Origin of the sequence: Shewanella sediminis HAW-EB3, assembly GCF_000018025.1 — a bacterium.
Classification (GTDB): Bacteria; Pseudomonadota; Gammaproteobacteria; order Enterobacterales; family Shewanellaceae; genus Shewanella; species Shewanella sediminis.
Map to the genome: position 1 here is coordinate 5,393,752 of NC_009831.1, position 25,624 is coordinate 5,419,375.

General features: G+C 47.9%; 21 protein-coding genes. 4 read left to right on the forward strand and 17 right to left on the reverse strand.

Annotation, left to right across the window (positions count from 1 at the left end; all coding sequences use genetic code 11):
* Positions 1-230: 230 nt before the first annotated feature.
* Positions 231-446, forward strand: coding sequence for a hypothetical protein (locus tag SSED_RS23035; protein ID WP_041421877.1), 216 nt, complete (start codon positions 231-233; stop codon positions 444-446).
* A 151-nt stretch (positions 447-597) separates the two neighbouring features.
* On the opposite strand, the gene SSED_RS23040 is transcribed toward SSED_RS23035, so the two are convergent.
* The 13 genes from SSED_RS23040 to SSED_RS23100 all read right to left on the reverse strand — a co-directional run bounded on the left by SSED_RS23040 (position 598) and on the right by SSED_RS23100 (position 16,505).
* On the reverse strand, positions 598-1,935 hold the full coding sequence (locus SSED_RS23040) for a coproporphyrinogen III oxidase family protein (protein WP_012144743.1): 1,338 nt from the start codon (positions 1,933-1,935) through the stop codon (positions 598-600).
* Between the two features lie 411 nt (positions 1,936-2,346).
* Complete coding sequence (locus SSED_RS23045) at positions 2,347-3,333, reverse strand: formate dehydrogenase subunit gamma (protein WP_012144744.1); 987 nt, start codon at positions 3,331-3,333, stop codon at positions 2,347-2,349.
* 205 nt (positions 3,334-3,538) lie between these two features.
* On the reverse strand, positions 3,539-4,108 hold the full coding sequence (fdh3B, locus tag SSED_RS23050; RefSeq protein WP_012144745.1) for a formate dehydrogenase FDH3 subunit beta: 570 nt from the start codon (positions 4,106-4,108) through the stop codon (positions 3,539-3,541).
* Between the two features lie 28 nt (positions 4,109-4,136).
* The gene (locus SSED_RS23055; protein WP_012144746.1) at positions 4,137-6,992 is read right to left on the reverse strand and encodes a formate dehydrogenase subunit alpha; all 2,856 of its coding nucleotides are present in this window, start codon (positions 6,990-6,992) and stop codon (positions 4,137-4,139) included.
* A gap of 18 nt (positions 6,993-7,010) precedes the next feature.
* Positions 7,011-7,208, reverse strand: a complete 198-nt coding sequence (locus SSED_RS23060; protein ID WP_012144747.1) for a twin-arginine translocation signal domain-containing protein — start codon at positions 7,206-7,208, stop codon at positions 7,011-7,013.
* A gap of 621 nt (positions 7,209-7,829) precedes the next feature.
* Entirely contained in the window at positions 7,830-8,837 is a 1,008-nt protein-coding gene (locus SSED_RS23065) for a formate dehydrogenase subunit gamma (RefSeq protein ID WP_012144748.1), read from the reverse strand.
* A gap of 60 nt (positions 8,838-8,897) precedes the next feature.
* Positions 8,898-9,488 (reverse strand): formate dehydrogenase FDH3 subunit beta, encoded by a 591-nt coding sequence (gene fdh3B, locus SSED_RS23070; protein ID WP_012144749.1) that lies wholly within the window; start codon positions 9,486-9,488, stop codon positions 8,898-8,900.
* A 27-nt stretch (positions 9,489-9,515) separates the two neighbouring features.
* Positions 9,516-12,365: a formate dehydrogenase subunit alpha gene (locus SSED_RS23075; protein ID WP_012144750.1), complete on the reverse strand. Its 2,850-nt coding sequence runs from the start codon at positions 12,363-12,365 to the stop codon at positions 9,516-9,518.
* 36 nt (positions 12,366-12,401) lie between these two features.
* Positions 12,402-12,602 carry a twin-arginine translocation signal domain-containing protein gene (locus SSED_RS23080; protein WP_012144751.1) on the reverse strand — a complete coding sequence of 67 codons (201 nt, stop codon included), beginning with the start codon at positions 12,600-12,602 and terminating at the stop codon, positions 12,402-12,404.
* A gap of 183 nt (positions 12,603-12,785) precedes the next feature.
* Positions 12,786-13,481 carry a TorD/DmsD family molecular chaperone gene (locus SSED_RS23085; RefSeq protein WP_012144752.1) on the reverse strand — a complete coding sequence of 232 codons (696 nt, stop codon included), beginning with the start codon at positions 13,479-13,481 and terminating at the stop codon, positions 12,786-12,788.
* Between the two features lie 10 nt (positions 13,482-13,491).
* Entirely contained in the window at positions 13,492-15,183 is a 1,692-nt protein-coding gene (locus tag SSED_RS23090; protein WP_012144753.1) for a 4Fe-4S binding protein, read from the reverse strand.
* A gap of 228 nt (positions 15,184-15,411) precedes the next feature.
* A complete protein-coding gene (locus SSED_RS23095) occupies positions 15,412-16,035 on the reverse strand; it encodes a DUF3306 domain-containing protein (protein WP_012144754.1) in 624 nt (207 codons plus the stop codon).
* Complete coding sequence (locus SSED_RS23100; RefSeq protein WP_012144755.1) at positions 16,035-16,505, reverse strand: DUF3305 domain-containing protein; 471 nt, start codon at positions 16,503-16,505, stop codon at positions 16,035-16,037. Before SSED_RS23100 ends, SSED_RS23095 begins: the two co-directional genes overlap by 1 nt.
* Before the next feature lie 254 nt (positions 16,506-16,759).
* On the opposite strand from SSED_RS23100, the gene SSED_RS23105 reads away from it, so the two are divergent.
* Both SSED_RS23105 and SSED_RS23110 read left to right on the forward strand, forming a co-directional pair.
* Entirely contained in the window at positions 16,760-17,647 is an 888-nt protein-coding gene (locus tag SSED_RS23105; RefSeq protein ID WP_012144756.1) for a formate dehydrogenase accessory sulfurtransferase FdhD, read from the forward strand.
* Between the two features lie 87 nt (positions 17,648-17,734).
* Entirely contained in the window at positions 17,735-18,640 is a 906-nt protein-coding gene (locus SSED_RS23110; RefSeq protein ID WP_012144757.1) for a substrate-binding domain-containing protein, read from the forward strand.
* Between the two features lie 1,186 nt (positions 18,641-19,826).
* Here the strand turns inward: SSED_RS23110 and rlmF are convergent.
* A complete protein-coding gene (gene rlmF / locus SSED_RS23120; RefSeq protein WP_012144758.1) occupies positions 19,827-21,041 on the reverse strand; it encodes a 23S rRNA (adenine(1618)-N(6))-methyltransferase RlmF in 1,215 nt (404 codons plus the stop codon).
* Positions 21,042-21,100: 59 nt separating this feature from the next.
* On the reverse strand, positions 21,101-21,508 hold the full coding sequence (locus SSED_RS23125; protein WP_041422412.1) for a flagellar basal body-associated protein FliL: 408 nt from the start codon (positions 21,506-21,508) through the stop codon (positions 21,101-21,103).
* Positions 21,509-21,622: 114 nt separating this feature from the next.
* Here SSED_RS23125 and SSED_RS23130 point away from each other — a divergent pair, with 114 nt between their 5' ends.
* Complete coding sequence (locus SSED_RS23130) at positions 21,623-22,186, forward strand: chorismate--pyruvate lyase family protein (protein WP_012144760.1); 564 nt, start codon at positions 21,623-21,625, stop codon at positions 22,184-22,186.
* A 75-nt stretch (positions 22,187-22,261) separates the two neighbouring features.
* On the opposite strand, the gene SSED_RS23135 is transcribed toward SSED_RS23130, so the two are convergent.
* Together SSED_RS23135 and SSED_RS23140 are read right to left on the reverse strand one after the other, a co-directional pair.
* Positions 22,262-25,117, reverse strand: a complete 2,856-nt coding sequence (locus SSED_RS23135; RefSeq protein WP_012144761.1) for an immune inhibitor A domain-containing protein — start codon at positions 25,115-25,117, stop codon at positions 22,262-22,264.
* A gap of 14 nt (positions 25,118-25,131) precedes the next feature.
* Positions 25,132-25,455 (reverse strand): hypothetical protein, encoded by a 324-nt coding sequence (locus tag SSED_RS23140; RefSeq protein WP_012144762.1) that lies wholly within the window; start codon positions 25,453-25,455, stop codon positions 25,132-25,134.
* Between the last annotated feature and the right edge of the window lie 169 nt (positions 25,456-25,624).

The following is a 25,624-nucleotide window of genomic DNA, read 5'->3' on the forward strand; positions in this document are numbered from 1 at the left end:
ATTAGTCGGTCAGGTTAACCCGTCTTTTTGTAAGAGATCTCTCAATACCCTGCCAGAGATGACCAACTAAATAAGATTAACGAAGCGAAGAGAAAACGAGCAGGCAGCTAATTTTCAAACACTTAATGAAAATTGATATTGGCTCAACTCATTCAATCAGTTTCCACTACCTCCTAATCTTCAATTGAAATGGCTAATATAGAGTTTCACAACGGATGTAGGATTGTTGAATGGACTCAATAATTAATTTGGAAGAATATTTTGAGCTTGCAGGCTCTCCTGAGAGCAAACTCAAGCGGTATCAAGCCTGTCTGCAGGAGTTTGAACGACTCAACTACGATGACCCCTTCATCAGGCAGATACGCAACGAAGTAGTTAGCTTAGAGAAGAGACTTAAGGGAGCTCGAAAGCAAACCTCTTGGTATAAAAACCAGGAAATGTATTGATTAGAGGCGAACAAGGTAAAAGTAAGATAACAAAAAAGGTTGAAGCAAAACTTCAACCTTTCGATGTGGATCGGTCTTAAATCCAGGAGCATACTCTAATTGCTAAGCGTCCTGACAGCCTGCGAAGCTAACCTCTTACAGCTTCTTTTCATTACATGTCACAGGGCTTCAGTGGCTTACGCAGTTGAGCGCGCACATTATCCATACCTGAATAAAACTCTTTCATCATCAACAGGCCCATCATCTTACCGTTATCTGTGACGATTAGATTATCCGGATCGGTCGGGTCGTTCTTAATTGCGCCTATCACCTTCATCGAGGTCATCTCTTTAAACAGCGCCGTGTCTAAGTTGACTCCGAAGGTCTCACGGAAATACTTACGTGAGAGGCGACCGGAAAACATACCCAGCAGGAAGCGATACTGCATCACATCTTTCTTACTGTAGTTCTTCTGTTGTTCGACGCCCATGCGGCCTGCAGCGATATTCTCCTGATACTTTCGCAGTGAGAAGTTGTTCACATATAGGGTGTCATCCAGGAAACTGAATGAACCGGAGCCAACACCTAAGTACTCATCATAATCGATAACATACTCATCGAACCCTTCGTTGTTAGTCTTACCAAACGCCCAGGCTGAAAGCTGGTTGTATTGCCCATTCAGGCTATTGAGAATTTGACGATACTGACGTGCCATATCACCTTGAGGAGCGGCCAGTTTACCCTTCACACTCTTACGGGTCTGGTGAGTGATCATCAGAGGATAGGTCGTGATCTGACGAGGGTCGAGTTTCGCTGCCATATCCAGATCATATTGAATCACTTCATCGGTTTGACCGCGGAAACCAAAGATCAGATCCACGTTAATGATCGGAAACAGCTCCTTAGCCGCCATAATCTTATCGAAGGTCTGCTGACCCGAGCCAAACTTCTCGATACGGTCGGTCATTGCCAGAATGTCATCATTAAAGCTTTGAACACCGATAGACATACGATCGACTAACCCTTCGAGCTGCTTAAACCCGGGGCTATCCAGATGCTGAGGGTCCGACTCACAGGAGACCTCTTTAATACTCGGAAATAGCGTCTTGGCATGCTCAATAGTGCGGGCAAGCTCATCTTCCAGCACAGTCGTGGTGCCACCGCCGATGTACATAGACTCGAAGTCATAGCCGAGCGCCTTAACCATATCCATCTCTTTTCTGAGGGAGACGAAATAGGCTCGCGCCTTATCTTCTTTGAATATAAAACGGTGGAAAGTACAAAACGAGCAGAGCGTATGACAGAAAGGAATATGTGCATAGAGCATATACTTCTTGCCTTCAACCGGCGCAGGCATCATGTCGGCAGACTGAGTATCCAGTCGTAGATTCTTATCCACATAGAACTGCATCACTCGCTCCATAGAGCTAAGCATCCAGTTGGGCACAGTGATATCAGCCTCATAAGGTTTAATGATTTCACTGCTAGCCGTTTGAATAATTGAAGACATAAAGATTCCTACCTGAGCCATCTATGAGTAGCGTCAGAAAATTGAAGAAAAACACTCTAAATTTACGAATGATACCCGGTAAATAAAAAAACCACTTTGAGGTATAAAAGTATCATTTGAGAAGGTTCCAAAACGTGAACTGGTTATAAGTTACTGCCACCTAACAAGGAAATCTAGAGATTTTTGTTAAGCAAGTCATGTTTTAGTGATTAACAAAACTGAGTGAATGAAAACTGTTCTTGCCTAAAACATTCTCGGCTAAAGCCGCTCCTACCACTCCGGCTAGAACCTCAAGCGTTCAAGCACCTTACCTTTAGCCTCCTTCCAAAGACCATAAAACAAAAACACCCCGCTGGTTACCCAACGAGGTGTTTCACTTATAGCTTAAAGCTTACCGCTCGTAGCTAAAGCCTACTCTTTATACTTAAGCGAACCGTTCTCTTTGATCTCATCGAACCAAAGATTGTGGTGTTGGCTTGCCCAAGTCTCATCACAGTATCCAGAAACCATACACTCCATACCACCTTCAGACATAACCGTTGCCATAAAGATATGGACGATTGAGAAAGCAGTAATGATGATGGCACTGACAGAGTGAAGCACGAGTGCAATCAGGCTCAATGTGCGGCTAGGCTCGAACAAGTTCGGGAATAGCAGCAACATGCCAGACGCTGAGATAACCAGGCCAAAGACAGCAAAGGCCCAGAACCAGAGTTTTTCTCCTGCGTTAGCAAAACCGGCATCCGGATGCTTACCTTTGAATGGACCGAAGTTGATGTAACCACCCACCACCATCATCCACTTAAGGTCATACATCTTAGGCAACTGGTTTTTAGCCCAAAGCGTGGTCATCAAGGCCCAACCCAGCATGAATGGGATAGCCATGAAGTCATGCACTTGCTTAGCGCCGTAGACAAATCCAGCCCACAAGCCTTCACTAATGTAAGGCTGGAAGAAGAAACGTCCGGCCAACAGAGTGAGACCCGTCAGAATCAATAACAGGCAAGGAATAGCACCTAACCAGTGAATCGATACATCAAACTTAGACCAGCGATAAACCAGCTTGCCTGAGAAACCACCGTGAAGTTTAGAAATACCATTCACTTTGATAAACAGGACGAAGATGATGATCATACCAAATAGCGCAGCCGTTAATGCTGGCGCTAACAGATCACTACGAAGTTCTAAAACACGTAGATCATAGGTATTGATCGGCTGATTGTGGAACTCACCATGAGAGGTAGTTACACCTGTGGCACCCGCTTTTAACTGAGACCAAATTTGGCCATCCGTTGCGACAGGCTGCTCAGCTCCTTGTGAAGAGCCAGCTTGAGCTAGGCCAATAGCACTAAACATCAGCACTAAAGTTAAGCCAATCTGTTTGAACCAATTGTTCATATTACATCCTTATCTTCCACACCATGTCACCATGGCGTGGATTTTACGCGATAAAAACCAAAGTAGTTTCTTCTTAATCATCATGTTCAATGTTTAAGAAAGGCCCACCTTGACAGCGCTATTCAGATCCCTTTCATCCAAATGGACTCATTGGCATCTGAATAACACCACGCAGTGGCATCAATAGAAATGCGCAGCAGATCTATTAACCCCAGATTGCATTTTTAGAGCCACGGTATGCAACACGCTCACGGTAGATTGACGAGACAATCTCAGCATCACCCGCAAGTAACGACTTAGTCGCACATAGCTCAGCACACATTGGAAGTTTACCTTCGGCGATACGGTTTGAACCGTACTTCTGACGCTCTGCATCTGAATGGTTCTCTTCTGGACCACCGGCACAGAAAGTACACTTATCCATCTTGCCACGGCTACCAAAAGCACCCTTCTTAGGGAACTGAGGCGCGCCGAATGGGCAAGCGTATAAGCAGTAACCACAACCGATACAGGTATCTTTGTTGTGTAGCGTTAAACCGTCTTCAGTCTTGTAGAAGCAGTTCGCAGGACACACTGCCTGACAAGGTGCATCGGTACAGTGCATACAAGCCACTGAGATAGATGCTTCACCAGGTTGACCATCATTGATAGTCACAACGCGGCGACGTTGAATGCCCCATTCCAGAGCAGAGTCGTTTTCGTTCTTACAAGCGGTGACACAACCATTACACTCGATGCAGCGCTTGGTATCACACAAAAATTTCATTGTAGCCATAACGGCATTTCTCCTAGCTTATCTGCACTTACGCTTTTTCAATCTGACAAAGCGACGACTTGGTTTCCTGCATCTGAGTCACAGGGTCATAACCATAAGTCAATGCAGTGTTCGCTGACTCACCAATAACATAAGGAACCGTACCTTCCGGGTAGTTTGGCGCAAGGCTTTCACCGTGCATCTCACCAGCGAAGTGATATGGCATCCAAGTTACACCAGGCTTAACACGTGGTGTTACCATAGCCTTAATCTTGATTCGGCCACCTTCGGCACCTTCCAACCACACGGTATCACCATCGCGGATCCCGCGATCGGCAGCATCAGCAGGGCTTATCTCAACAAACATCTCTTGCTGAAGCTCTGCAAGCCATGGGTTACAACGAGACTCTTCACCACCACCTTCATACTCAACCAGACGACCAGAGGTCAATGCCAGCGGGTACTGACCTGTCATGTCTTTCTCTTGGATTGACTTGTACAGAGTCGGCAGACGATGAACTTGCATATCATCATAAGTTGGGTACTTAGATACAAGATCACGACGTGGCGTATAAAGCGGCTCACGGTGAACAGGTACCTGGTCCGGGAAGGTCCAAACGATACAACGCGCCTTAGCGTTACCATAAGGAATACAACCGTGCTTCATAGCGACACGTTGGATACCACCGGAAAGATCGGTCTTCCAGTTCTTGCCATCGGCTTCGGCTTTCTCGGTCGCAGTAAGGTCATCCCACCAGCCAAGTTGCTTAAGCATCTCAGAGGTGAATTCCGGGTAACCATCTTGGATTTCGCTGCCTTTAGAGAAGCTGCCTTCGGCAAGCAGGTTCTTACCCTTATATTCCACACCATAACGAGCACGGAAGTTACCGCCACCCTCAAGCACATGCTTGTGTGTGTTATACAGGATCTGGGTACCTGGGTGCTTCTGCTCCGGAGTACCCCAACAAGGCCAAGGTAGACCGTAAGTATCGCCCTTTGCAGGACCACCTTCCGCTTCAAGGGTCTTGTTGCTGAACGTACCCCAGTTCTGGGTGTGCAGCTTCAAGCGCTCTGGGCTTTGACCAGACATACCGATAGTCCACATACCGCGGTTAATCTCGCGAGTAATGTCTTCGATAACCATAAGGTCGTTGGCATCTTTAGCGATACGCTTAGTAAACTCTTGAGCAAAGCCAAGCTTCTGAGACAGACGGTACATGATCTCAAGGTCGGTCTTAGACTCGAACAATGGCTCGATAACCTTCTCACGCCACTGTTGGCTACGACCCGAGTTAGATACTGAACCTTCAGTTTCGAACTGAGTTGCCGCAGGAAGTAGATAAACACCATTTTGACGACGATGCATAACACCCGCCATAGTTGGGAACGGATCCACAACCACGACAGTATCCATCTTGTCCAGTGCGTCACGTACTTCACGTTGACGGGTTTCGGTGTTAACCGATTGTCCCCAGAAGAACGCCATGCGAATACGATCTTTTTGAGCTAGCTTCTCAGGCGTTTCTAACACACCGTCATGCCAGCGAGAACAAGGAATACCCGGAGTATTCATTGGAATACGGCCAAGGTATGAATTTTGATCGAAACGGTTCTTAACCCAATCAAATTCCAGATCCCATACATGAGACCAATGCTTCCAAGAACCCGTCTTAAGACCGTAATAGCCAGGTAGCGTATCGAACAGCAGACCTAAGTCAGTTGCACCCTGTACGTTATCGTGACCACGGAAGATGTTAGTACCACCACCTTTAACGCCCATGTTACCCAGCGCAAGCTGAAGGATACAGTAAGCACGAGTGTTGGCATTACCTACGTGATGCTGAGTACCACCCATACACCAAACTACGGTGCCTGGACGATTGTCGGCCATAAGTTTAGCAGCTTGGTAAACTTGCTCTTCACTTACACCGGTAATATGCTCAACTTCTTTTGGTGGGAACTTCTTCGCCTCTTCGCGAATAGTTTCCATCTCGAACACACGCTCTTGGATAAATGTCTTATCTTCCCAGCCGTTCTCAAAGATGTGCCAAAGCATACCGTAGATGAATGGGATATCAGTACCTGGGCGTAATGCACAGTGCAGATCAGAGTGAGCGGCTGTACGTGAGAAACGAGGGTCGACAACGATAACTTTAGCGTTGTTCTTCTCTTTCGCCAGCAAGATATGCTGCATTGCAACAGGATGCGCTTCGGCCGGGTTTGCCCCGATGAAGAAAATTGCATTAGCATTCTGAATATCGTTGAAAGAGTTGGTTTGCGCACCGTAGCCCCAAGTGTTAGCAACACCGGCTACCGTGGTAGAGTGACAGATACGTGCTGAGTGATCGACGTTGTTCGTGCCCCACATAGCCGCAAATTTGCGGTACATGTAACAACCTTCGTTCGAAAACTTCGCGCTACCCATAAAGTAAAGTGAATCAGGACCAGATTCCTTACGGATATCCAGCATCTGGTCGCCAACTTCGTTGAAAGCCTGCTCCCAAGATAATTTCTTCCACTTGCCATCGACAAGCTTCATTGGGTACTTAAGACGCTTCTCACCGTGACCATGTTCACGCAGTGCAGCACCTTTCGCACAGTGTCCACCGCTGTTGAACGGGTGATCGAATGCTGGCTCTTGACCTGTCCAAACACCATTTTGTACTTCGGCATAAAGACCACAACCTACCGCACAAGCACTACAAACGGTACGCTTGATCTCGATTGGAGCATTGTGAGGGATATCTTTGGCTTCAGCACGACGCATCATGCCAGTACCCAAAAGTGAAGCCGCTGCAATACCACCGGTAGTGATACCTGCATGCTTCATAAACTGACGACGGCTAATGCCTAGAGTCTTTTTCTCGACTTTAGGTGCCTCGTTTGATTTGCGAGTTAATTGCATCGCTCGAACTCTCCTAAATTAGCTACGCAAGCTATTGTAATAACTGCGGATATGTGCAGTTTCATGGTAGCCATCAGCACTCTTAGTGCTTACATTGCTTTCTGTTGCTTGAGCGGCACTGACACCTGTTACGGCTAGTGCGGCTGTTGCCGTACCACCGATAGTGAGTGCTTTCAGCAAAGATCTGCGATTCAGATCAGGCTGTTGCTTCTTCATATTTACTCCTGGTGTGAAAGGAATACTCGTTATTAGTAATAGCCAGATTACTTTTAGAAAAATGTGGTTTCCAAACGGCTGTTGCCGAATAGTTACTCCTTAGTTTTCAAAAAGTAAAAAGTCCTTATTTATTAGAAGCATCCCAAAATTACCCGCGCAATATAGGAGAAAATCAGAATTTAAAAATTGATCTAAATCCAATTCAGATCGTGAATACAGCGGCCCTTTCTCTAAAGTGTTAACCGAATCATGTTTTGGAAATTAGTTCATTTTTATTGCATAAATTTGCAATAAAATCCGAGTTACAGTTGTTACCAGTTTGTATGCTCAATCTGTTGATACTTAAGAGAATGCGCAACTAGGAATGGTTTTCAATAGCAGGATTCAATATTCTGAAAGTGACTAAAAAGGCAGCAAAGACAACTGCGGGCTCGAAGATTAAATAGAAGAGTGAAAAGTTGTAAGTTTTAAGTTCGAGACAGAGCAGAGAAAGGTGCGAGCAGATGATTGAAAGAATAAGAAAAAAACAACAAGCAACCAGATACAAAAAAGCCTCAGTGAAAGATATCAGCTGAGGCTTTTATCTGAGTTCCTAGGTTCTAGTACCTAGGATCTGCATACTTAATCTTTGTATTCCAACGTACCGTTAGCCTTGATCTCATCATACCAAAGGTTGTGGTGTTGTACGGCCCAGTTCTCATCACAATAACCAGACTTCATACACTCCATACCACCTTCACTCAATACTGTCGCCATCCAAATATGTACGATAGTAAATGCGATGATAATGATCGCGCTGATAGCGTGTATCAGCAGTGCCGCAAAAGACGCTTCACGAGGAAGATCTAAGCCAGGCAAGACTAACATCATGCCTGAAACACTGATGAACAGTCCGAACAGGGTAAGTGTCCAGAACCACATTTTCTCACCGGCATTAGCAAAACCACTATCCGGATGCTTACCCTTGAATGGGCCGAAGTTGATGTAACCACCAACGACTAAGAACCATTTCAGGTCATACATCTTAAATGTCTGCAGAGGCATCCATTTAACGACGCACAAGATCCAAGATATGATAAACACAGGACCCACGTAATCATGGATAAACTTACTGGCATAAATCAGTCCGGCCCACATTCCTTCACCCACATAAGGCTCTAGAATATGTTTACCCAGCATGATGTTGATACCTGTAAGTATCAGCCCCAGACAAGAGATAGCTAATACCCAGTGAATCCACAAGTCTGCCTTTGACCAACGTAATACCATCTTGCCAGAGTAGCCCTTACTTAACTTAGAGGGACCATTAACAAAATAGAAGACGATGAAAGCACCAAATACACCCAATACCGCCAAACCCATCGCTGGAGTGAGGTATTGATTCTTTATCTCAGTTGCCTCAATAGCCGATACGTTTATCAGAACGCCACTTTCAACGCCCTTCTTGGTGGTATAACCAGAATCGCCAGTCTTAACAGCATGCCATAGATCGACCTCGCTGCTATTGGCCATCTGTTGGCTGGTTTGATCGTCGACGGCAAGCGCCGATGTGCTCAAACCTAACCCCATAGTTAAAACAAAAGGTAAAACCAGCAAAGCAAACAGGCCACGCAGTGATTTTAATAACATACTCACTCCTTTATCGGACTAGTAACAGGGCCATGAACAGAGTTCATAGCCCTATTTGTCCTACGCGCCAGTCTTAGGGGTATAGCCCCATATCGCATTTGGATTACCACGTGCAACAATACGCTCACGATAGATGCTTGAAACGATATCTGCATCACCCGCTAACAGCGACTTAGTTGCACAAAGTTCAGCACACATAGGCAACTTACCTTCAGCCAGACGGTTTGAACCGTACTTCTGACGTTCAGCATCTGAATGAGTCTCTTCCGGGCCACCGGCACAGAAAGTACACTTATCCATCTTGCCACGGCTACCAAAAGCACCCTTCTTAGGGAACTGAGGCGCGCCGAATGGGCAGGCGTATAGACAGTAACCACAACCGATACAGGTATCTTTGTTGTGTAGCGTTAAACCGTCTTCAGTCTTGTAGAAACAGTTTGCTGGGCAAACTGCCTGACAAGGTGCATCGGTACAGTGCATACAAGCCACTGAGAGAGATGCTTCACCTGGCTCACCATCGTTAATTGTTACTACGCGGCGACGTTGAATACCCCACTCGAGAGCGGAATCGTTTTCGTTCTTACAAGCAGTGACACAACCGTTACACTCGATGCAGCGTTTGGTGTCACACAGAAATTTCATGACTGCCATAATGGCTTATCTCCTCATCAAGTTCAGTTAGGCTTTGGTGATCTGACACAAGCTAGACTTAGTCTCTTGCATCTGAGTCACAACATCATAGCCGTAGGTCAATACTGTGTTAGCCGATTCGCCAATCACATATGGTACTGTACCTTCAGGGTAATTCTTCGCTAGGCTTTCACCTTCGAATACACCCGCGAAGTGGTATGGCATGAAGGTCTCACCATTTATCACGCGTGGAGTTACCATGGCCTGAACTTTAATTTTTGCGCCTTCCGGACTGTGAACCCAAACATCGTCACCATCACGAAGACCACGATCCGCTGCATCACCCGGGCTGATTTCGATGAACATCTCTTGTTGAAGTTCAGCTAGCCAAGGGTTACAACGGGTCTCTTCACCACCACCTTCATATTCCACTAATCGACCAGAGGTCAGTGCCAGTGGGAAGTCTTTGGCGAAATCCTGATCCTGAATTGTCTTATACAGGGTAGGAAGACGTGCAACCATACGGTCTTCGTAAGTTGGGTACTTAGATACCAAGTCACGACGAGGCGTATAGAGTGGCTCACGGTGCAATGGAATATCATCCGGGAAGTTCCAAACGATACAACGCGCTTTTGCGTTACCGTAAGGCATACAACCATGCTTGATAGCCACACGCTGAATACCACCGGAAATATCAGTCTTCCAGTTTTTACCGTCTGCGTGCTTCTTCTCTTCAGCCGTCAGGTCATCCCACCAGCCAAGTTGCTTAAGCATGTCAGCAGTAAATTCTGGATAACCATCCTGAATTTCAGCGCCTTTAGAGTAAGAACCTTCGGCAAGAATGTTATTACCATTATGCTCAACACCATAACGTGCACGGAAGTTACCACCACCGTTCTTCACTTCACGATCGGTACGGTAAAGGATCTGTGAACCAGGGTGCTTCTGCTCCGGAGTACCCCAACAAGGCCAAGGTAGACCGTAAGTCTCACCTTTAGCTGGGCCGCCTGGTGCTTCAAGCGATTTAATATCGAAGGTACCCCAGTTTTCCTGATGCATCTTTAAACGCTCTGGGCTCTGGCCTGTGTAACCAATGGTCCACATACCGCGGTTGAATTCGCGGGTCATATCTTCGATCAATGGCTCATCGCCGTTAACCTTAATATGCTTACAGAACTCTTTCTCGATGCCCCATTTCTTAGCAAGCTTGTACATGATCACGTGATCTGGCTTAGACTCGAACAATGGCTCGATAACCTGCGTACGCCACTGCAGTGAGCGGTTAGATGCAGAGATAGAACCGTAAGTCTCAAACTGAGTCGCTGCAGGAAGTAGATATACACCATCTTTACGATTGTGCATAACACCCGCCATTGTTGGATATGGATCGACAACAACAACTGTGTCCATCTTATCCAGCGCTTCACGCACCTCACGGCCACGGGTTTCAGTGTTAACTGATTGACCCCAGAAGAATGCCATGCGGATATTGTCTTTCTGTGCAATCTTAGACTTGTCTTCGAGTACACCGTCATGCCAGCGAGAACATGGAATACCGGTCGAGTTCATAGGAACCTGGCCTAAATGTTCTTCTTGATCGAAGCGGTTCTTAACCCACTCATAATCCAGATCCCAAACATTACACCAGTGCTTCCAAGAGCCAGTCTTAAGACCGTAGTAGCCAGGTAGCGTATCAAACAGCAGACCGAAATCGGTTGCGCCCTGTACGTTATCGTGACCACGGAAGATGTTAGTACCACCACCGGCAACACCCATGTTACCCAGAGCAAGCTGAAGGATACAGTAGGCACGAGTGTTAGCATTACCGACGTGATGCTGAGTACCACCCATACACCAAACTACGGTACCAGGCTTAGTCTCGGCCAATGTCTTAGCGACACGGTACATCTGTTCTTTAGGTACACCAACCACGTTTTCAACTTCGGCAGGATTCCACTTAGCGGCTTCCTCGCGAATACGTTCCATGCCGTATACACGCTGGTCGATGAAGGTTTGATCTTCCCATTTGTTCTCGAAGATATGCCAAAGCAGACCATAGATGTATGGGATATCAGTACCCGGACGGATATGTACAAACTCATCAGACTTAGCTGCGGTACGGGTGAAACGAGGGTCAACGACGATGATTTTCGCACCGCGTTCTTTACCTTCAAGGATGTGCTGCATAGCAACCGGATGCGCTTCACATGGGTTAGACCCGATGAACATCATCGCTTTTGCGTTGCGGATATCGTTGAAAGAGTTAGTTTGCGCACCATAGCCCCAAGTGTTAGCAACACCGGCTACAGTGGTAGAGTGACAAATACGCGCTGAGTGATCGACATTGTTCGTGCCCCACATCGCTGCGAATTTACGGTACATATACGCTTGTTCGTTTGAGAACTTAGCACTACCCATGAAGAATACTGAATCAGGACCAGATTCCTTACGGATATCCAATGCCTTTCCACCGACTTCTTCAATCGCCTGATCCCAAGAGATCTTCTTCCACTTTCCGCCTTCCAGCTTCATTGGATACTTAAGACGTTTCTCACCATGGCCATGCTCACGCAGGGCAGCACCTTTGGCACAGTGACCACCGGCGTTGAATGGGTGATCGAATGCAGGCTCTTGACCTGTCCAGACACCATTTTGTACTTCGGCGTAGATACCACAACCTACTGAACAGTGAGAACAGATAGTACGCTTAATTTCAGTTGGCGCATTATGGGGTACTTCTTTAGCTTCAGCTTTACGCATCATTCCTGCGCCAAGCATTGATGCCGCAGCAATACCACCAGTTGCAAGACCTGCAGACTGAAGGAACTGACGACGGTTTAGACCTAGGGCTGGCTTTTTAGCGACTTCAGCCTGGTCTGTTTTGCGGGTTAATCGCATCACACACTCTCCTAATGTTATTTACTTATGGCGTAATTACTTGGTACGTAATGACGCGTAATAACTGCGAACATGGTCAGTCTCTTGATAACCATCACCTTTAGCTGTTGTTGGTTCAACGCTTGGTGATGCAGCAAGAGCTTGTCCACTGACAGTTGCAACTGCACCAGCCGCACTGCCGACTGCCAATGCCTTTAGCAATTGACGACGACCCATATCGGAAGCTTGCTTCTTCATAGTGTCTCCTAAGTTTTCGCTTAGATTTTCGTTAAAATGTGGGCCAACGACTCGATGACCCGGTTACTTTTGAGGGCGAACCCTCGATTTTATAACATCAACTTGTTTGCTTTTAACACGGTGGCTTAACCTTCAAACTCACCTCAAGTTGATGCTCATGTTCAACCCAAACCTGCTCACTGCTTAAGAAGCCAGCTCACTGGTAGTAGGTTCAATTTTTTCCGCTTCGGCTTTCTCGGCTTCAGCTTTTTCAGCCTCAGAACCTGGACAGTTCACAGGGATGTCCAGTTGAAGCTGTTCAAATTCGTTTGCCTCAACCTCGAAGAAGGACTTAGCCAGCTGTGCCACGGTCGCATAGAATGCGGCGCTCGGTGTTTTGGCTAAATTAGTGCAGAAGCGCTCAATCCAGCTGCCGATATGGCGCTGATAGAATGCCAGCTGACGATAGCCCGGCGCCTCCAAAATCAAGGTGCCCATCACTTCACATAGTGCAGCAACGTGATCTTCAGGCTCTTTGACATCCTCTTCACGCTCGAAACCTAACTGCTGCAAGTCTTGACGTAACAGGGCTAATGGCTTATCCATCAATGACCCCGTCATAAACCAGCTGCCGTAAGGCATGATTTCACCACTGCCTACGCCATAGAAGATGTTGAAATACTCCTCTTCAAGCTGCTCACTCGAGAATTGATTCGCCGCTAACTTCAGTGATAACCAAGCCTTAGTCATCTCGCTATCGTCATTTGCATCGACTTCAAGACTGGCTAGAAATTGCAATAGCTCGGCGCTTGGCTGACTGCGCAGTAGTGCAGCCAAAAGCTGATAGATGTCGGCTCTTAACTGATCGTTTTCTGATACTTCTCTTACTAATTCGGTCATAGCTAAACTCTTATCGCAGTTGCTTTTCAGGATCTTGAAGGATGTCTTCAAACATATCTTTTACCCGGCAGTCGCTACACATCTTTAATCGCTCGATGTTATCGCTAAAGGCACTGTGGCCTCCGACTGCTTCCAGCATCCGTTGCACCATGGATTGGGTGGCGAAAGGGGTACCGCAACGAATACAATCGAATGGGGCTTCCTCTTTCAAGGTTTGACGCTGCTGACGCTGCGCTTTATCAAAATTCATTTGCGGTGTCAGGCTGATCACCTTCTCGGGACAAGCCGACTCGCACAGACCACATTGCACACAATCTTGCTCAACGAAATGTAACGCAGGTTTATCACCACCATCGGTTAATGCCTGAGTCGGACAGGTTGAAACACAAGAGAGACATAAAGTACATTTGTCGCTGTTGATGCTGACTATGCCGTAAGGGATATTGCTTTGGCTCAAGCAGGTATCCACTGATGCCGCCTGCTCATTGAGATGGTCAATCGCCGCATACAAGGTGTTACGCTTTGTCGTGGCAGCAAACTCACCGGGAACAATCACTGGCCAGTTCGAACTGGTTTCCAGCAGTGCGGCAAGGTCGCCTATGCTCGACTCGTCGATAACTGAGATACGCTGTGGTTGGCCCATCTCATCTAAGATATCGTTTGCTAATTTGTGTTCACCTTGCAGCATCTGCGTCAGAGTCGGCGCCGTCGCTTCGGTGTTTAACACCAAAATTTGACGTGCTCCCCAGGCAAGCGATGACATCCAGTGATCCATGCTTGCAACCGTTATCTCTTCCAGAGCAACCGGAATGACGTCTCCCGATAGATCGGCACCGACGAGTGCTGCACCGTTCGCTTCATCATGGAAAAGGATAACCGGTGCTGTTTGCGCTTGCTCACGAAAACGAGTCACTAGCTTATGCAGATAAGAGTGCAGGGCTTGCGGTGTTGGCAGATCATAACTGATGGCGCCGGTTGGACATGCATTGGTACAACTACCTGCACCGTGACAAAGATAAGGGTCGATGGTGATCATCTTGTCGATACTTTGAATCGCATCGGCAGGACAGAAGTTCAGGCAGCGGTTGCAACCATCAATACCATTACGGTTGTGAGCACAGATCTCACTATTGACCTTAACGTAGCGTGGCTTATCAAACTCGCCTACCAGATCGGGGAGTTGGGTGATGGCATCGGCTAACTTAGCCTCATCCTGCCCGACGTAGAAGTAGCCAGGTGGTAGCATCTCAAGGTTGATACAAGGCGATTGACTCAAATCCAGGATAAGATCGAAGTGGGCTTTACGTATCGCCACCATGCTAAGTTCAACGGCATTGGTATCAGAAGCATCGTCTGAACCTGAGTCGACCTTAACCTGAAACTGGCCGAGGAAGCCTTTAATCTCAATGAGTTTATTGTAAAAGCTCTCAACATTTTCTGCCGAGCTCATTACCTTTTCGAGGTGCGCTTCATCCTGGCTGGTAATAGACTCATTGGCCAAGATGGCAAGCTTGCCCATATTAGACAATTTGTCCGCCGCTAAACGGGCCAGATCTTCCGGCCCTATGATTAGTACATTCCCTTCGGTGGTATAACTTACGGTCGGCGGGATCAGATTCTGAAGGATCTGAGTATTGGCCAACACCTGCTGTCGAACTGCTTTGAGTTCAACCTGGCTATCATTATTCAAATTTTTGCTCACGTTGCGTTCCTGAACAGTATTTGGCTGTTGCTGTCAGCTAGGTCGCTATCGGTTTCTCCCAATTCATCAGGGAAACCTTTTAAGTGCGCTATGTTGAATCTGCGCTAGCTTTACCTATTTCATCTGCTGGCTTTCTATGTCTGCTTTGTTATCTGCAAACTTTATATAGCCATATCTACAGCAATTCACATACCAAATTTATGGTTATTAAACTTCTCTAAAATTACTTTAAGAAACCGTCACCTTGGGTTCGTCTTGCTTTTGTGGTTCATTTTGGGTCAAGTCATCACTCTCAACGTCCAAAATGTCCCCGCTTACTTCTTCACCACAATGAGCCGCAATTTCCTCCGTTTCGGTATCAAGTTCGGCAGTCAATGCCTCTTCGCCCTCTTGCTCCTCTTCCTTGTCCTTAATGACATGGCGGAAAATCTTCTTGGCGATTTCGGCCGAGTGCTCAGGCGTCAACTTAGGCTGGTTGCTGTAGTCGAGGGCATATTCGAGCAGACCATCGATCTCATTGTATTGAGGCTGCTTCCAGAGTGCTTTCAGCGCTGCGGCTTTAGCGGTAGGATCGACATTGTCGGCCATGAAGCTGGCGAAGCTGCCACCCACCTCAATCTTTTCAGGATCCGGTAACTCCTCGGCAGAAAGAATCTTATCTTCCGCTTCGGACTCTGCCGATGCCTCAGTCGACTCATCTTGTAACGAAGAACCTTTAAGTGAAGGGTCTTGGGTCGGCGCTTCGGCTTGCTCTGCAGCCTCTAGTACTTTCTCTTCCGCCGCTTTCTCATCGGCCACCTGTTGGCGACGAAGATTCCAACGCGAAAGTAATCCGCTAGATTTATCGCTCATCAGTTTCTCTGCCCAAAGTTGTTATTGCTACTTGGGCCTTCATTCTTGCGGCGATTTACATGCTTACGACGGTGGGCGCAGATCTCAACTTCACCGTGACGGGTAATAAAGGCTTCGATCCAACATGCGATGGCCTCAGGCATTGGTAGATTAAGTACTGGCGTGTCACCTTCGAGACAACCTGCGGCGACGTTCTGATCGGCAGAGACCGCAGCCGGAACCCAGGTTCCATCTTCCAGCTCATCACAGACGATGTACAACATGGCGTTGTCCATATCCAGATTTAAACGGTAACTCGCGCGCTCATCTTTATATAACTCAAGCATTACGACTTTGGAGCCTTCCGGTGCCTGATGAGTCGCCGGTAATATCTGATCCAGCTCCCAGGTCACTGAGGTCCAGCGTCCAACTTGTTTCTCTACTTTCTTGAGAGAAACGTGCATAGGCCATTGGCTTTCGGTATGTTGCATTTAGTCTCCGTCTTGCCTGTAGAGGCATGTCGAGATGACAGGCCAGCTAAAGAACTTCTATCCCTAGTAAAGCAATATACATGCCAGCCTAAAGCTTATGATAACTTGAGCTGGATCATCAATTCCTGCCTAAGATTAGGACAATTTGTCCTATATGCAATTCAGGCTAGGACATAAAAGGACGCTTTCGATGCGTTAAATGAGAGAGATCACGCATTGGGGCGAGGAATCCAAACCTAGGTACAATTATTGCTATGATCTCTCCATCGAATGTTCAAAATGAGTTACTAGCCTTGAGCCAGCACAAACCCAGCTTAATCAAAACCGATACCGATGTGCCGCTAACTATTGCCGTTAACGCCATAGATGAGAATGGAGAACGCGTCGAGAAGCACATTGCTTGCGAACGTCCGCTCATGGTCTACCTTAACTGGCGCCCTATCGTGACCTTGATGACCTTAGGTGCACGGGCCGAATCCCTCGCGCTGGGATATCTGAAAAACCAAGGCTTCATCTCCGACCTTAAGCAATTAGAGTCTGTGATTGTCGACTGGGATGTGAACTCGGCAGCCATTATCACATCGGAAAGCACGGCTGACTTAGAGGAGAAGCTCTCTGAGAAGACCGTCACCACTGGTTGTGGCCAGGGCACTGTTTACGGCGGTTTCATGGATGGACTCGATGATATCGTTCTGCCTCAACCACAACTCAAACAGAGCATGATCTATAGCCTGCTGAAAAATATCAGCACTTATAATGAAACCTACAAGAATGCCGGTGCAGTTCATGGTTGTGGACTGTGTCAGGATGATCAAATAGTCGACTTTGTTGAAGATGTGGGTCGTCATAATGCGGTAGATACGCTCGCCGGTGAGATGTGGCTAAAGCAAGACACAGGCAATAACAAACTCTTTTACACCACCGGGCGTCTGACCTCAGAGATGGTGATAAAAGTGGCTAAGATGGGCATACCCGTCGTGCTGTCGCGCAGCGGTGCAACTCAGATGGGACTGGAACTCGCACAAAAACTTGGCATCACCATGATTGCCAGGGCAAAAGGCAAGCACTTCCTCATCTACCATGGTGACGAAAATGTCGAACTCGATGCGATGCCACCTAAACGTCCGGCTAAAACCAGTTAATAGAAACAATAAAACAGCTAGCCAGTTTGAACACGATAAAATATATTTTCAGGAGTTCTCCCTAGAACTCTTCCGTAAGGAACAGCAATGACAGAACCAAGCGAACTCGTCTACATGAGCGCAAAACAGGTCGCTGAGTATTTAGATCTTAATGAAAAAAAGGTCTATGCCATGGCGAACGACAGAGTCTTACCCGCGACTAAAATCACGGGTAAATGGCTGTTTCCTAAGATTCTTATAGACCGCTGGATCATGGATTCTTGCCACAGCGGCATGCTGTCAGATCGTATGCATATCACAGGCAGCGATGACCCTCTGCTGTCTATGCTGGTCTCCCGCTTGATGACCCAGATTGGTAAGAGCGACTTGATCAGTTACAGCTCGACCGGTTCACGAATGGGCTTAGATCTCCTGTCCCGTGGCTACGCCGATGTCTGCACACTGCACTGGGGTAGCGTAGATGAACGTAACATCCGCCACCCGGCACTGCTTAAGGGCTACGCCAACCACCAGCAATGGGTCATGGTTCACGGTTATACCCGTAAGCAGGGGCTGATGGTACGCAACGATATGCTGCAACAATGTCAGGAGGAGGATAAGATTGCCTCGCTGCCCTGGCGCTGGGTCGACAGACAGGCAGGCGCAGGCAGTCAACAACACCTGGAACACTGGCTAATGAAGCAAGGCGCCGCCCTGTCTCATCTTAACGCCAATGTCACCGCCTACAGCGAGCGTGAACTCGCCGCCTTTATCGCTCGTGGCGATGCCGATATCGGTTTCGGCTGCAAATCGGTTGCTATGGAGAGTGGCCTCAGCTTTATACCGTTGGTCACAGAATCCTTCGACTTCGTCATGCCACAGGGGATCTACTTCCGCCGCCAGCTGCAGCACCTGTTCGATATGCTTGCCAGCACCCAGACACGGCAACTGGCCGCCACGTTAGGTGGGTATGATCTCACTGACTGTGGGCAGTTGCTGTGGAATCCTAGTTAGGTAAGATTCGAGGTTTTAGGGGCTAGGAGCGAGGCTGGTAAAGCTAAGACGACGCTTCGCTATTGATTCGAGGTTCGAGGTTTCAGGCTCTAGGGGCGAGGCTGGTGAAGCCAAGACGACGCTAACGCTGTTAGGGGTTGTCGGTTAACAACCTGCGGCGGTGCTGCATAAGGATATGCGAATGTCGTGATCACATGGCCAACGATATTCCCGACATAATGACGGCATTCCCTATATCCCTATAGGTCAGATGTGAATGAACGACCTTAAGTGCAGATACCTCTGCTAGACGCCGGCTCTTGATTTCAAAAGAGTCTTCCTTGTAGGCTCAGCCAAAACATCCATGTTTTGGAAGCTCGCAGCCGCGTCTACACCGGGTTATCAATCTCTTCGAATTGGCGTTAATGTTTAAAAGGCTACGACCCCTTTATTCCATTTAGTGTTTCATAAAGATATTCCAAACCCATCCTAATAGATTAGGAATTGCTTTAGGAAATAGGAATGCTAATAATGAAAACATTGACACCAAAATCAAAAAGCCTTTTCCACCAACGGTAAAATCGAGCTGCAAAGCTAATAGGTTTTGACTAATTTTAAGACTTAGAAATAAACTGGTAGGTACAGAAAAGAAAAGAGAAGCAAAAACACTTATTAATCTATCAGAAAATGTAACCTTATCTTGTCTGGAACGCCTCATCCTTGAATACCTCTAACCGCTACACTGTGTATGTTCACAGCATCAACATGAACTTAAGGTAGTTAGCGTTTTTTTACAAGGCTTAGACTTCCCTAACAGATATCAAAACACTCGGCATACCAAGCAAATCTCCAGATACGATGATTCCCCGTTGGAAGTTGCTGAGGAGGATTGAAGAAAATCACGTGATTGAGGCATGGATGCCGAGATAGCCTTAGGTGAGCCATGGATGGCGAATATGAGGCGATAGTTATTTTCGAAAATACACCGAGGCCCGTACTCAATGCATGTAACTTCGTGAGGGGCGGCATGGGGAGTTGGGAGAGGGGGGATTGCTGTTGATCCTCCCTTTCCCTCGGGTGTGGGTGGAAAACCCACGACGTTTCTCGGCTGACAAGCCGAAGAGTGATGCAATCACTCATCTCGAGTTGTTAGACGAAGTCTAACTATCAAGGTCAGGCTAAGCCTGATAAATAAACCGTTCAAAGGCTAAGAACGATACTTAGCCCAGAGCGCCTGCTGCTTAGGCGTGAGATAACTCCAGGCCAAAACCCGTGTAAGCTTATTACCTTGTGCCATATCTATGGTCTTCACCGTCACCGCCCCCACCTTTTCCAGTGCGGCGTAGCAAGGCTGCAGATTCTCTTTCTTGGACACCAGGCTGGTGAACCACAAACATTGAGTGGCGAAATCTTTACTCTCGCGGATCATGTTAGCGAGAAACTGCTTCTCGCCGCCCTCGCACCAAAGCTCGGCCTTCTGGCCACCGAAGTTAAGCTCATTGGCATCAGGTTTAGCCTTACTAGCTGCAGGCTCAGGCTTATGTCCTTTCGCCGCTCGGTTAGCCGCTAAGTTCTTCACCTTACGAAGGCTACCTTCGCTCGCCTCACTCAATGATGCGTGAAATGGCGGGTTACAGAGGGTGATATCGAATCGGTCGTCTGCTTGAATGATGCCATGAAACACTTTTTGATGATCGGTTTGCAGCCGTGTCTTTAACTTGCCTTGCAAGGCCTTGTTTTGCCCGACAATCCGATTAACGTTCTCTATCGACAGCGGGTCTACATCGCTGGCGACAAACCGCCAGCCGTAGGCTTGAATGCCGAGTATCGGGTAGATGCCATTGGCACCGGTACCGATATCCAGGGCATTAATCTTCATTCTTTTCTGAGACTTATACCTCTGCTTAGGCGCTGAAGATTCTGGTTTAGAAGCGTATGGGACATTTTGTCTAGTCCCTATCTCCTCAACCTGCTCCTCTGCTTTATCCCCAACCGTGTCCGAGTCAATTCCGGCCAACAGATCGGCAATATAGTGAAGGTAATCGACCCGACCGGGGATCGGAGGACAGAGAAATCCTGCCGGGATATCCCAATACTCAATCCGGTAGTGAAGTTGCAGCAGGGCCAGGTTCAATGCCTTAACGGCTAAGGGATCGGCGAAATCTATCGAAAGGTTACCGTATGGATTCGGTCTGACATAAGGTTTTAACGCCGGTGATGCCTCAATCAGCTGTTCAAAATCATAGCCGTCCCTATGCAGGTTTCGCTCATGGAGGCCTTTCTTCTCTGTCGTTTCGGGCTTGCCTCTTGTATCGAGCTTTGCTTCAGACTTAGCTTTCAGCTTGCCTGCTGGCTTTTTTCGTCGGGTCTGCTTCTGAGTTGTCTGTTTCTGGCGGTTCTGTTTTTGAGAGTGCTTAGTCATATGGGATCTTATGCCGTCAGCCGAGACACTAACGGCAGCAGTAGAGGGAGGTGAAAAATCTAATCGTAGAGATACTTAGTGAAAAGCAGGTTGACGATAATGGCCTTGCCGGTTTCCCGTTCGATAAGACGATTGACTGTGTCATAGCATTCACGTCTGATCTCTTCGCGTCCGGTCAGTGATTTAACCTTATCGGCGGTCTGGCTTCCCATGATCTCCAGAATGGCGGCACGCAACAGAGGATCATGATGCTCGAGGGCGATCAGGTCGTCGGGATCTTTCACCATCAGCTCGATACCGATGCGTACAAAGCCCATCTTCTTACCGGTAGAGATATAATTGGTGATGAGATCGGGTTCGAAGCCATAATAGGCGTAGTTATCTACAATATCTCCGTCTTCGGCATAAGCACCAAAGCTGAAAACGGTCGCGACTAAAATAAGCAGTAGCGATGCTAATTTTTGAATTTTCAAGAATGACTCCTACTCTTGTGTAACAAATGCCTGCTGATCTTTCTGGCTATCATATTCCAGCATGCTAGACTGCACCAGTTTGCCAGCCAGTATTGTACCGAGAATTAAATGAGTGTGACTAGGTTAAGCTTCCCCTATGGTGAATCAATTCAGTGGTTTTCACCAGAAAAAACCATCGATCTTCCCAAATCACCTTTAACCGATTGGTTACTTTCATCTGAGAGTTTAACTCAAAAATTACGCTCTTACTGTGATGAATTTGAAGTTAAGGTGCTCGGTGAAGGAACATTAGTCCCATTCGATAACGAATTTCCAAATCAGAACAAGGTGTGGGTCCGCGAAGTCCTGCTCTGTCTGGATGGTACCCCCTGGATTTTTGCCCGAACCTTAATTCCGGGTAGCCTGCTGGATAAGAAAAAAAACGAGCTGTTAAACCTCGGTACTCGCCCACTGGGTGAGCTGCTTTATACCAACAATGAGTTTACGCCGGGTAAGATTGAGGTCGCGCATTTCACCCCTTGTCAGAAGCTGGCTGAACTGACCAAATCTCTCCACCAGCCTCTCACTCAAGAGTTGTGGGGGCGTCGACGCTATTTCTCCTATCAAGGCGAGCAGCTTATCGTCGGTGAGACCTTCCTGCCCGCAGCCCGTCAGGCGATTGAAAGACTATAATTACGCTGACAATCTGTCTCAGAGTCTGAACCTAAGAGTATCTCTAAGTTTAAGCCTAACCGCTAAAATTAATCACTAAGAGTACCGTCTTCTTAAACCAAATATTGCGAGTAGCCCGAGGCTAAACCAACTCAGACTTCCCCCACCGGATCCCGAATCTGTCGATGGAGTCACCGGCGGCACAACCACAGCTGCAGTCACTGTAACCAGCGTAGAGAAGGTGCTCACATTGTTAGCTTCGTCGGTCACCGCAAGCGAGACTGTATAGCTGCCCTCATTGGCATAGATATGGCTGGGCGACAACAAGGTACTCGTCTGCCCATCACCGAAACTCCACAGGTAGCTGAGCTCACCCACTCCCGCACTCGAGGCGTTACTCAGTGTGATACTAAGATCATCACTGACATAACTAAAGTTTGCGGTAGGAGGAACCTGAACGTTAATTAACAGCAGATCACTGGCTGTCGCACCTGTGCTATCGGTAACCAGCAGGGAAACCGCATAGTCATTTGACTCACTGTAGGTATAGGTGGGATTAGCCAGCGTGCTGCTTGCACCAATGACACCAAACTCCCAGGCATAGGTGTAACTTCCCTCTCCTCCGGTCACAGCAGCGCTGAAGCTTACCGTTCCCGCCGCCTGCTGAGCGGTAATGGTTGCACTAAGCGCCTCAGGCTCAGGGGTCACACCTTCGGCATATTTCAAGCGCACGGTAGCACTGCTCGAGTCGTTACTCTGCGCTACGACCTCCATTGTCAGACCTAACTCAGGCAAGATAATACCGGCCTGAGGTTTGAGTGGGGCGCTGTAATCCAAATTGTCATCAAACAGAGAGACAGATGTCAGGTGCTCATCACCAAAATAGCTCGACTGGTTGAACATGCTGAATGTGGCATCGCGGATCTGTATATCGGTACTGTTATTCCCGATCAGATTCTGATCGGCATCGACGACGCCGATTAAGCCCACGCCGGCATGTTCACTGGAGTTATTATCTGAATAACTGAAGTTTTCTAACCATAGCAAGACTCCGGGCTCATAAGAATGGCTGGGTAAACCCGCATCTACACCGTTATGGCTACGTAGCTGGATGATATAACGACGGGCGTCACCGGGACGCTGGCTATCTATTCTGGAAAAGCCGGCTAAACTCATGGTGGCTGGTGTTTCCGCATCATCAAGGTAAGCCTGTGAGGCTGCCGCCATGATAACGAGGTTATCGATAGCCAGTCCGTAATCTCCAACGGCTTCGTCGGTACGATAGATGATACTTATCTGAGCATTGGCTCGACCGGCATAGGCACTCAGATCATACTCAAGATCGACCCAGTTATCACTTCCCTCGGCACCCGCAATATCGGCCGAGTTGCCGGTGATGATGTTTCTGGCCCCGTTGATGGTATTGCTCGCCTTAGTGTGATTACCGGCAATGACGACACCGTCGACCATCACCTGGGCGTAATCATAATCCAGCTCGATGTTCCAGTGCGCCTTCATCTTCAAGGTAAGGGGGGTTGTGCTTGGGAGGTCTACCTCGAATGAGGCGGCATTGTTGATAAGATGTCCCTGACCCGAATAGTACTGATAGCTGCCCCCATAGGGCTGCTTAAAAGGAATAGCAGCTGTGGGCAAAGGAATCGATATCTGATTTGTCTGAGCATGATTCACCGCTTCGACCAGCTGAACATCCAGGCCTGTCCTGGGAATATTACCGAGCAATATCTCCTGTTCCGTTACCCATCTTCCCTTATACTTTTGTTGCAGGTATGACTTAGCATAGGGGCTAAAGCCTATAGGTTGTGTCCCTGCAGGCAAGCCAGTCCAACTACCACCCGACATCACCGACCAGGAACCCACGGGGGAGCCGTCACCCGTGTTAGTGGTGTCATACTCATCGGGCAAGCCCAGATCATGGCCAAATTCATGCACCACGACACCCGCCGCAGCGTCTATGGGCTGCACGGTGTAACCAAATACTTTCTTACCGGTTCCCGGAACGGTGTAACCCGGATTGCCGCCTGTGTAGACGAAAAAACGGTGAGACCAGATAGCATCGGTCCCAAGTACGCCACCACCGGCCTCTTCACCGACACTGGAGTGAAACAGCATCACATGGTCGATATCACCATCGGGTTCATCGAAATTTCCATCGCCATCGATATCGAAGGGATCTTCAACGTCATAACCGGCTAACTCTGCGGCCGACATGCCAGCTACAACCTTGGTCACCGCCTCTTTGACGAGATCCGGTACCGCCTTGTCACCACCACTGTTATCGACATCGTTGCCACCATAAAATGAGGCGTTATTATCCGCCGTCACCCAACCCTTGACGTCCCCGGTAAAAAAGAAGCTATCACCCGAAACCGCCTGATAATATTGATACCCGGTCATTAGGTTTTGCCCCTGAGGGCCGGTAAAACCCGTAGTCGAGAACATCAGGTCCCGATAATGGGCGGTCGGATAACTGGGATAGAACATAGGGGTGTCGCTGGCAGTGAGTCGATTGTCATCAAAGGGAAGATCGGGGAAATCGACTAATACCCCCAGCACCTTAACGGTCTTGGTGATATCGGCATCGGCGAAGGCTACAACGCTCCTCTGCAACTGAGTTTTTCCAGTCTTAAGCTTGGCGCTCGATTTCAGTCTTAGCTTTTCAAATTGCGCCTCAACGAGCCCTCCCTTACTCTGGAACCCGCTGGCACGTTGAGTAAAGGTTGCTACTGCGGCGCGCTTTTCAGCCTCACTCGCTTCGGCTGACAACTCACCTCGTTTAATTAACCAATAGAGGATCTGCTCCTTATTAATGACACCGGCATCGGCCATAGTCCCGTATTCGGCTGCGGCGGGAAGAGAGAGAGCACTACTAATTGCAAGGAGCAGTGATAACCCAAGTGTAGAAAGCAGATTAATACCGTTTTTTCTTTTCATCTGAACACCTATCCTCACTTTCTCTTCTTCGGGCAATCCTCGAAGGCTTGCTGTCTTTTATTGATATATTCGGCAACGATTCTGTCGGCCTCATCAAGGCTCATCTCTTCTTTTATCAGCCCCCTTTCCAGTAGGCTTTGTTTAAGTTTAGACCGATCTTTAATGGGCGGCATGGCGCCACAGGGGGATATCTGTTTCAGATTATTAGCAGGCGCATCAGATAGCGTGTCATTAGCCGCCGAACTCCTGTCGTCAAGCCCAGAAGCACAGGCCGTAAGCGTGCCTGACAACAGGGCGACTGAAATGATGGAGACGCACAAAGAGAGGACGGTTTTCATAGCACACCCAATAACATTAACTCACAAAACTGTAACAGCCTGAGGGGCGGTTTCACAGCTTATCGTCAACATTTATCCGGTCTTTACCTAGCTTTGCGCTTAACCCGCCTAAATTGATCGTTTTATCATCGATACCGTACAGCGGGCGGATAATTCGGGAAAACAAAAC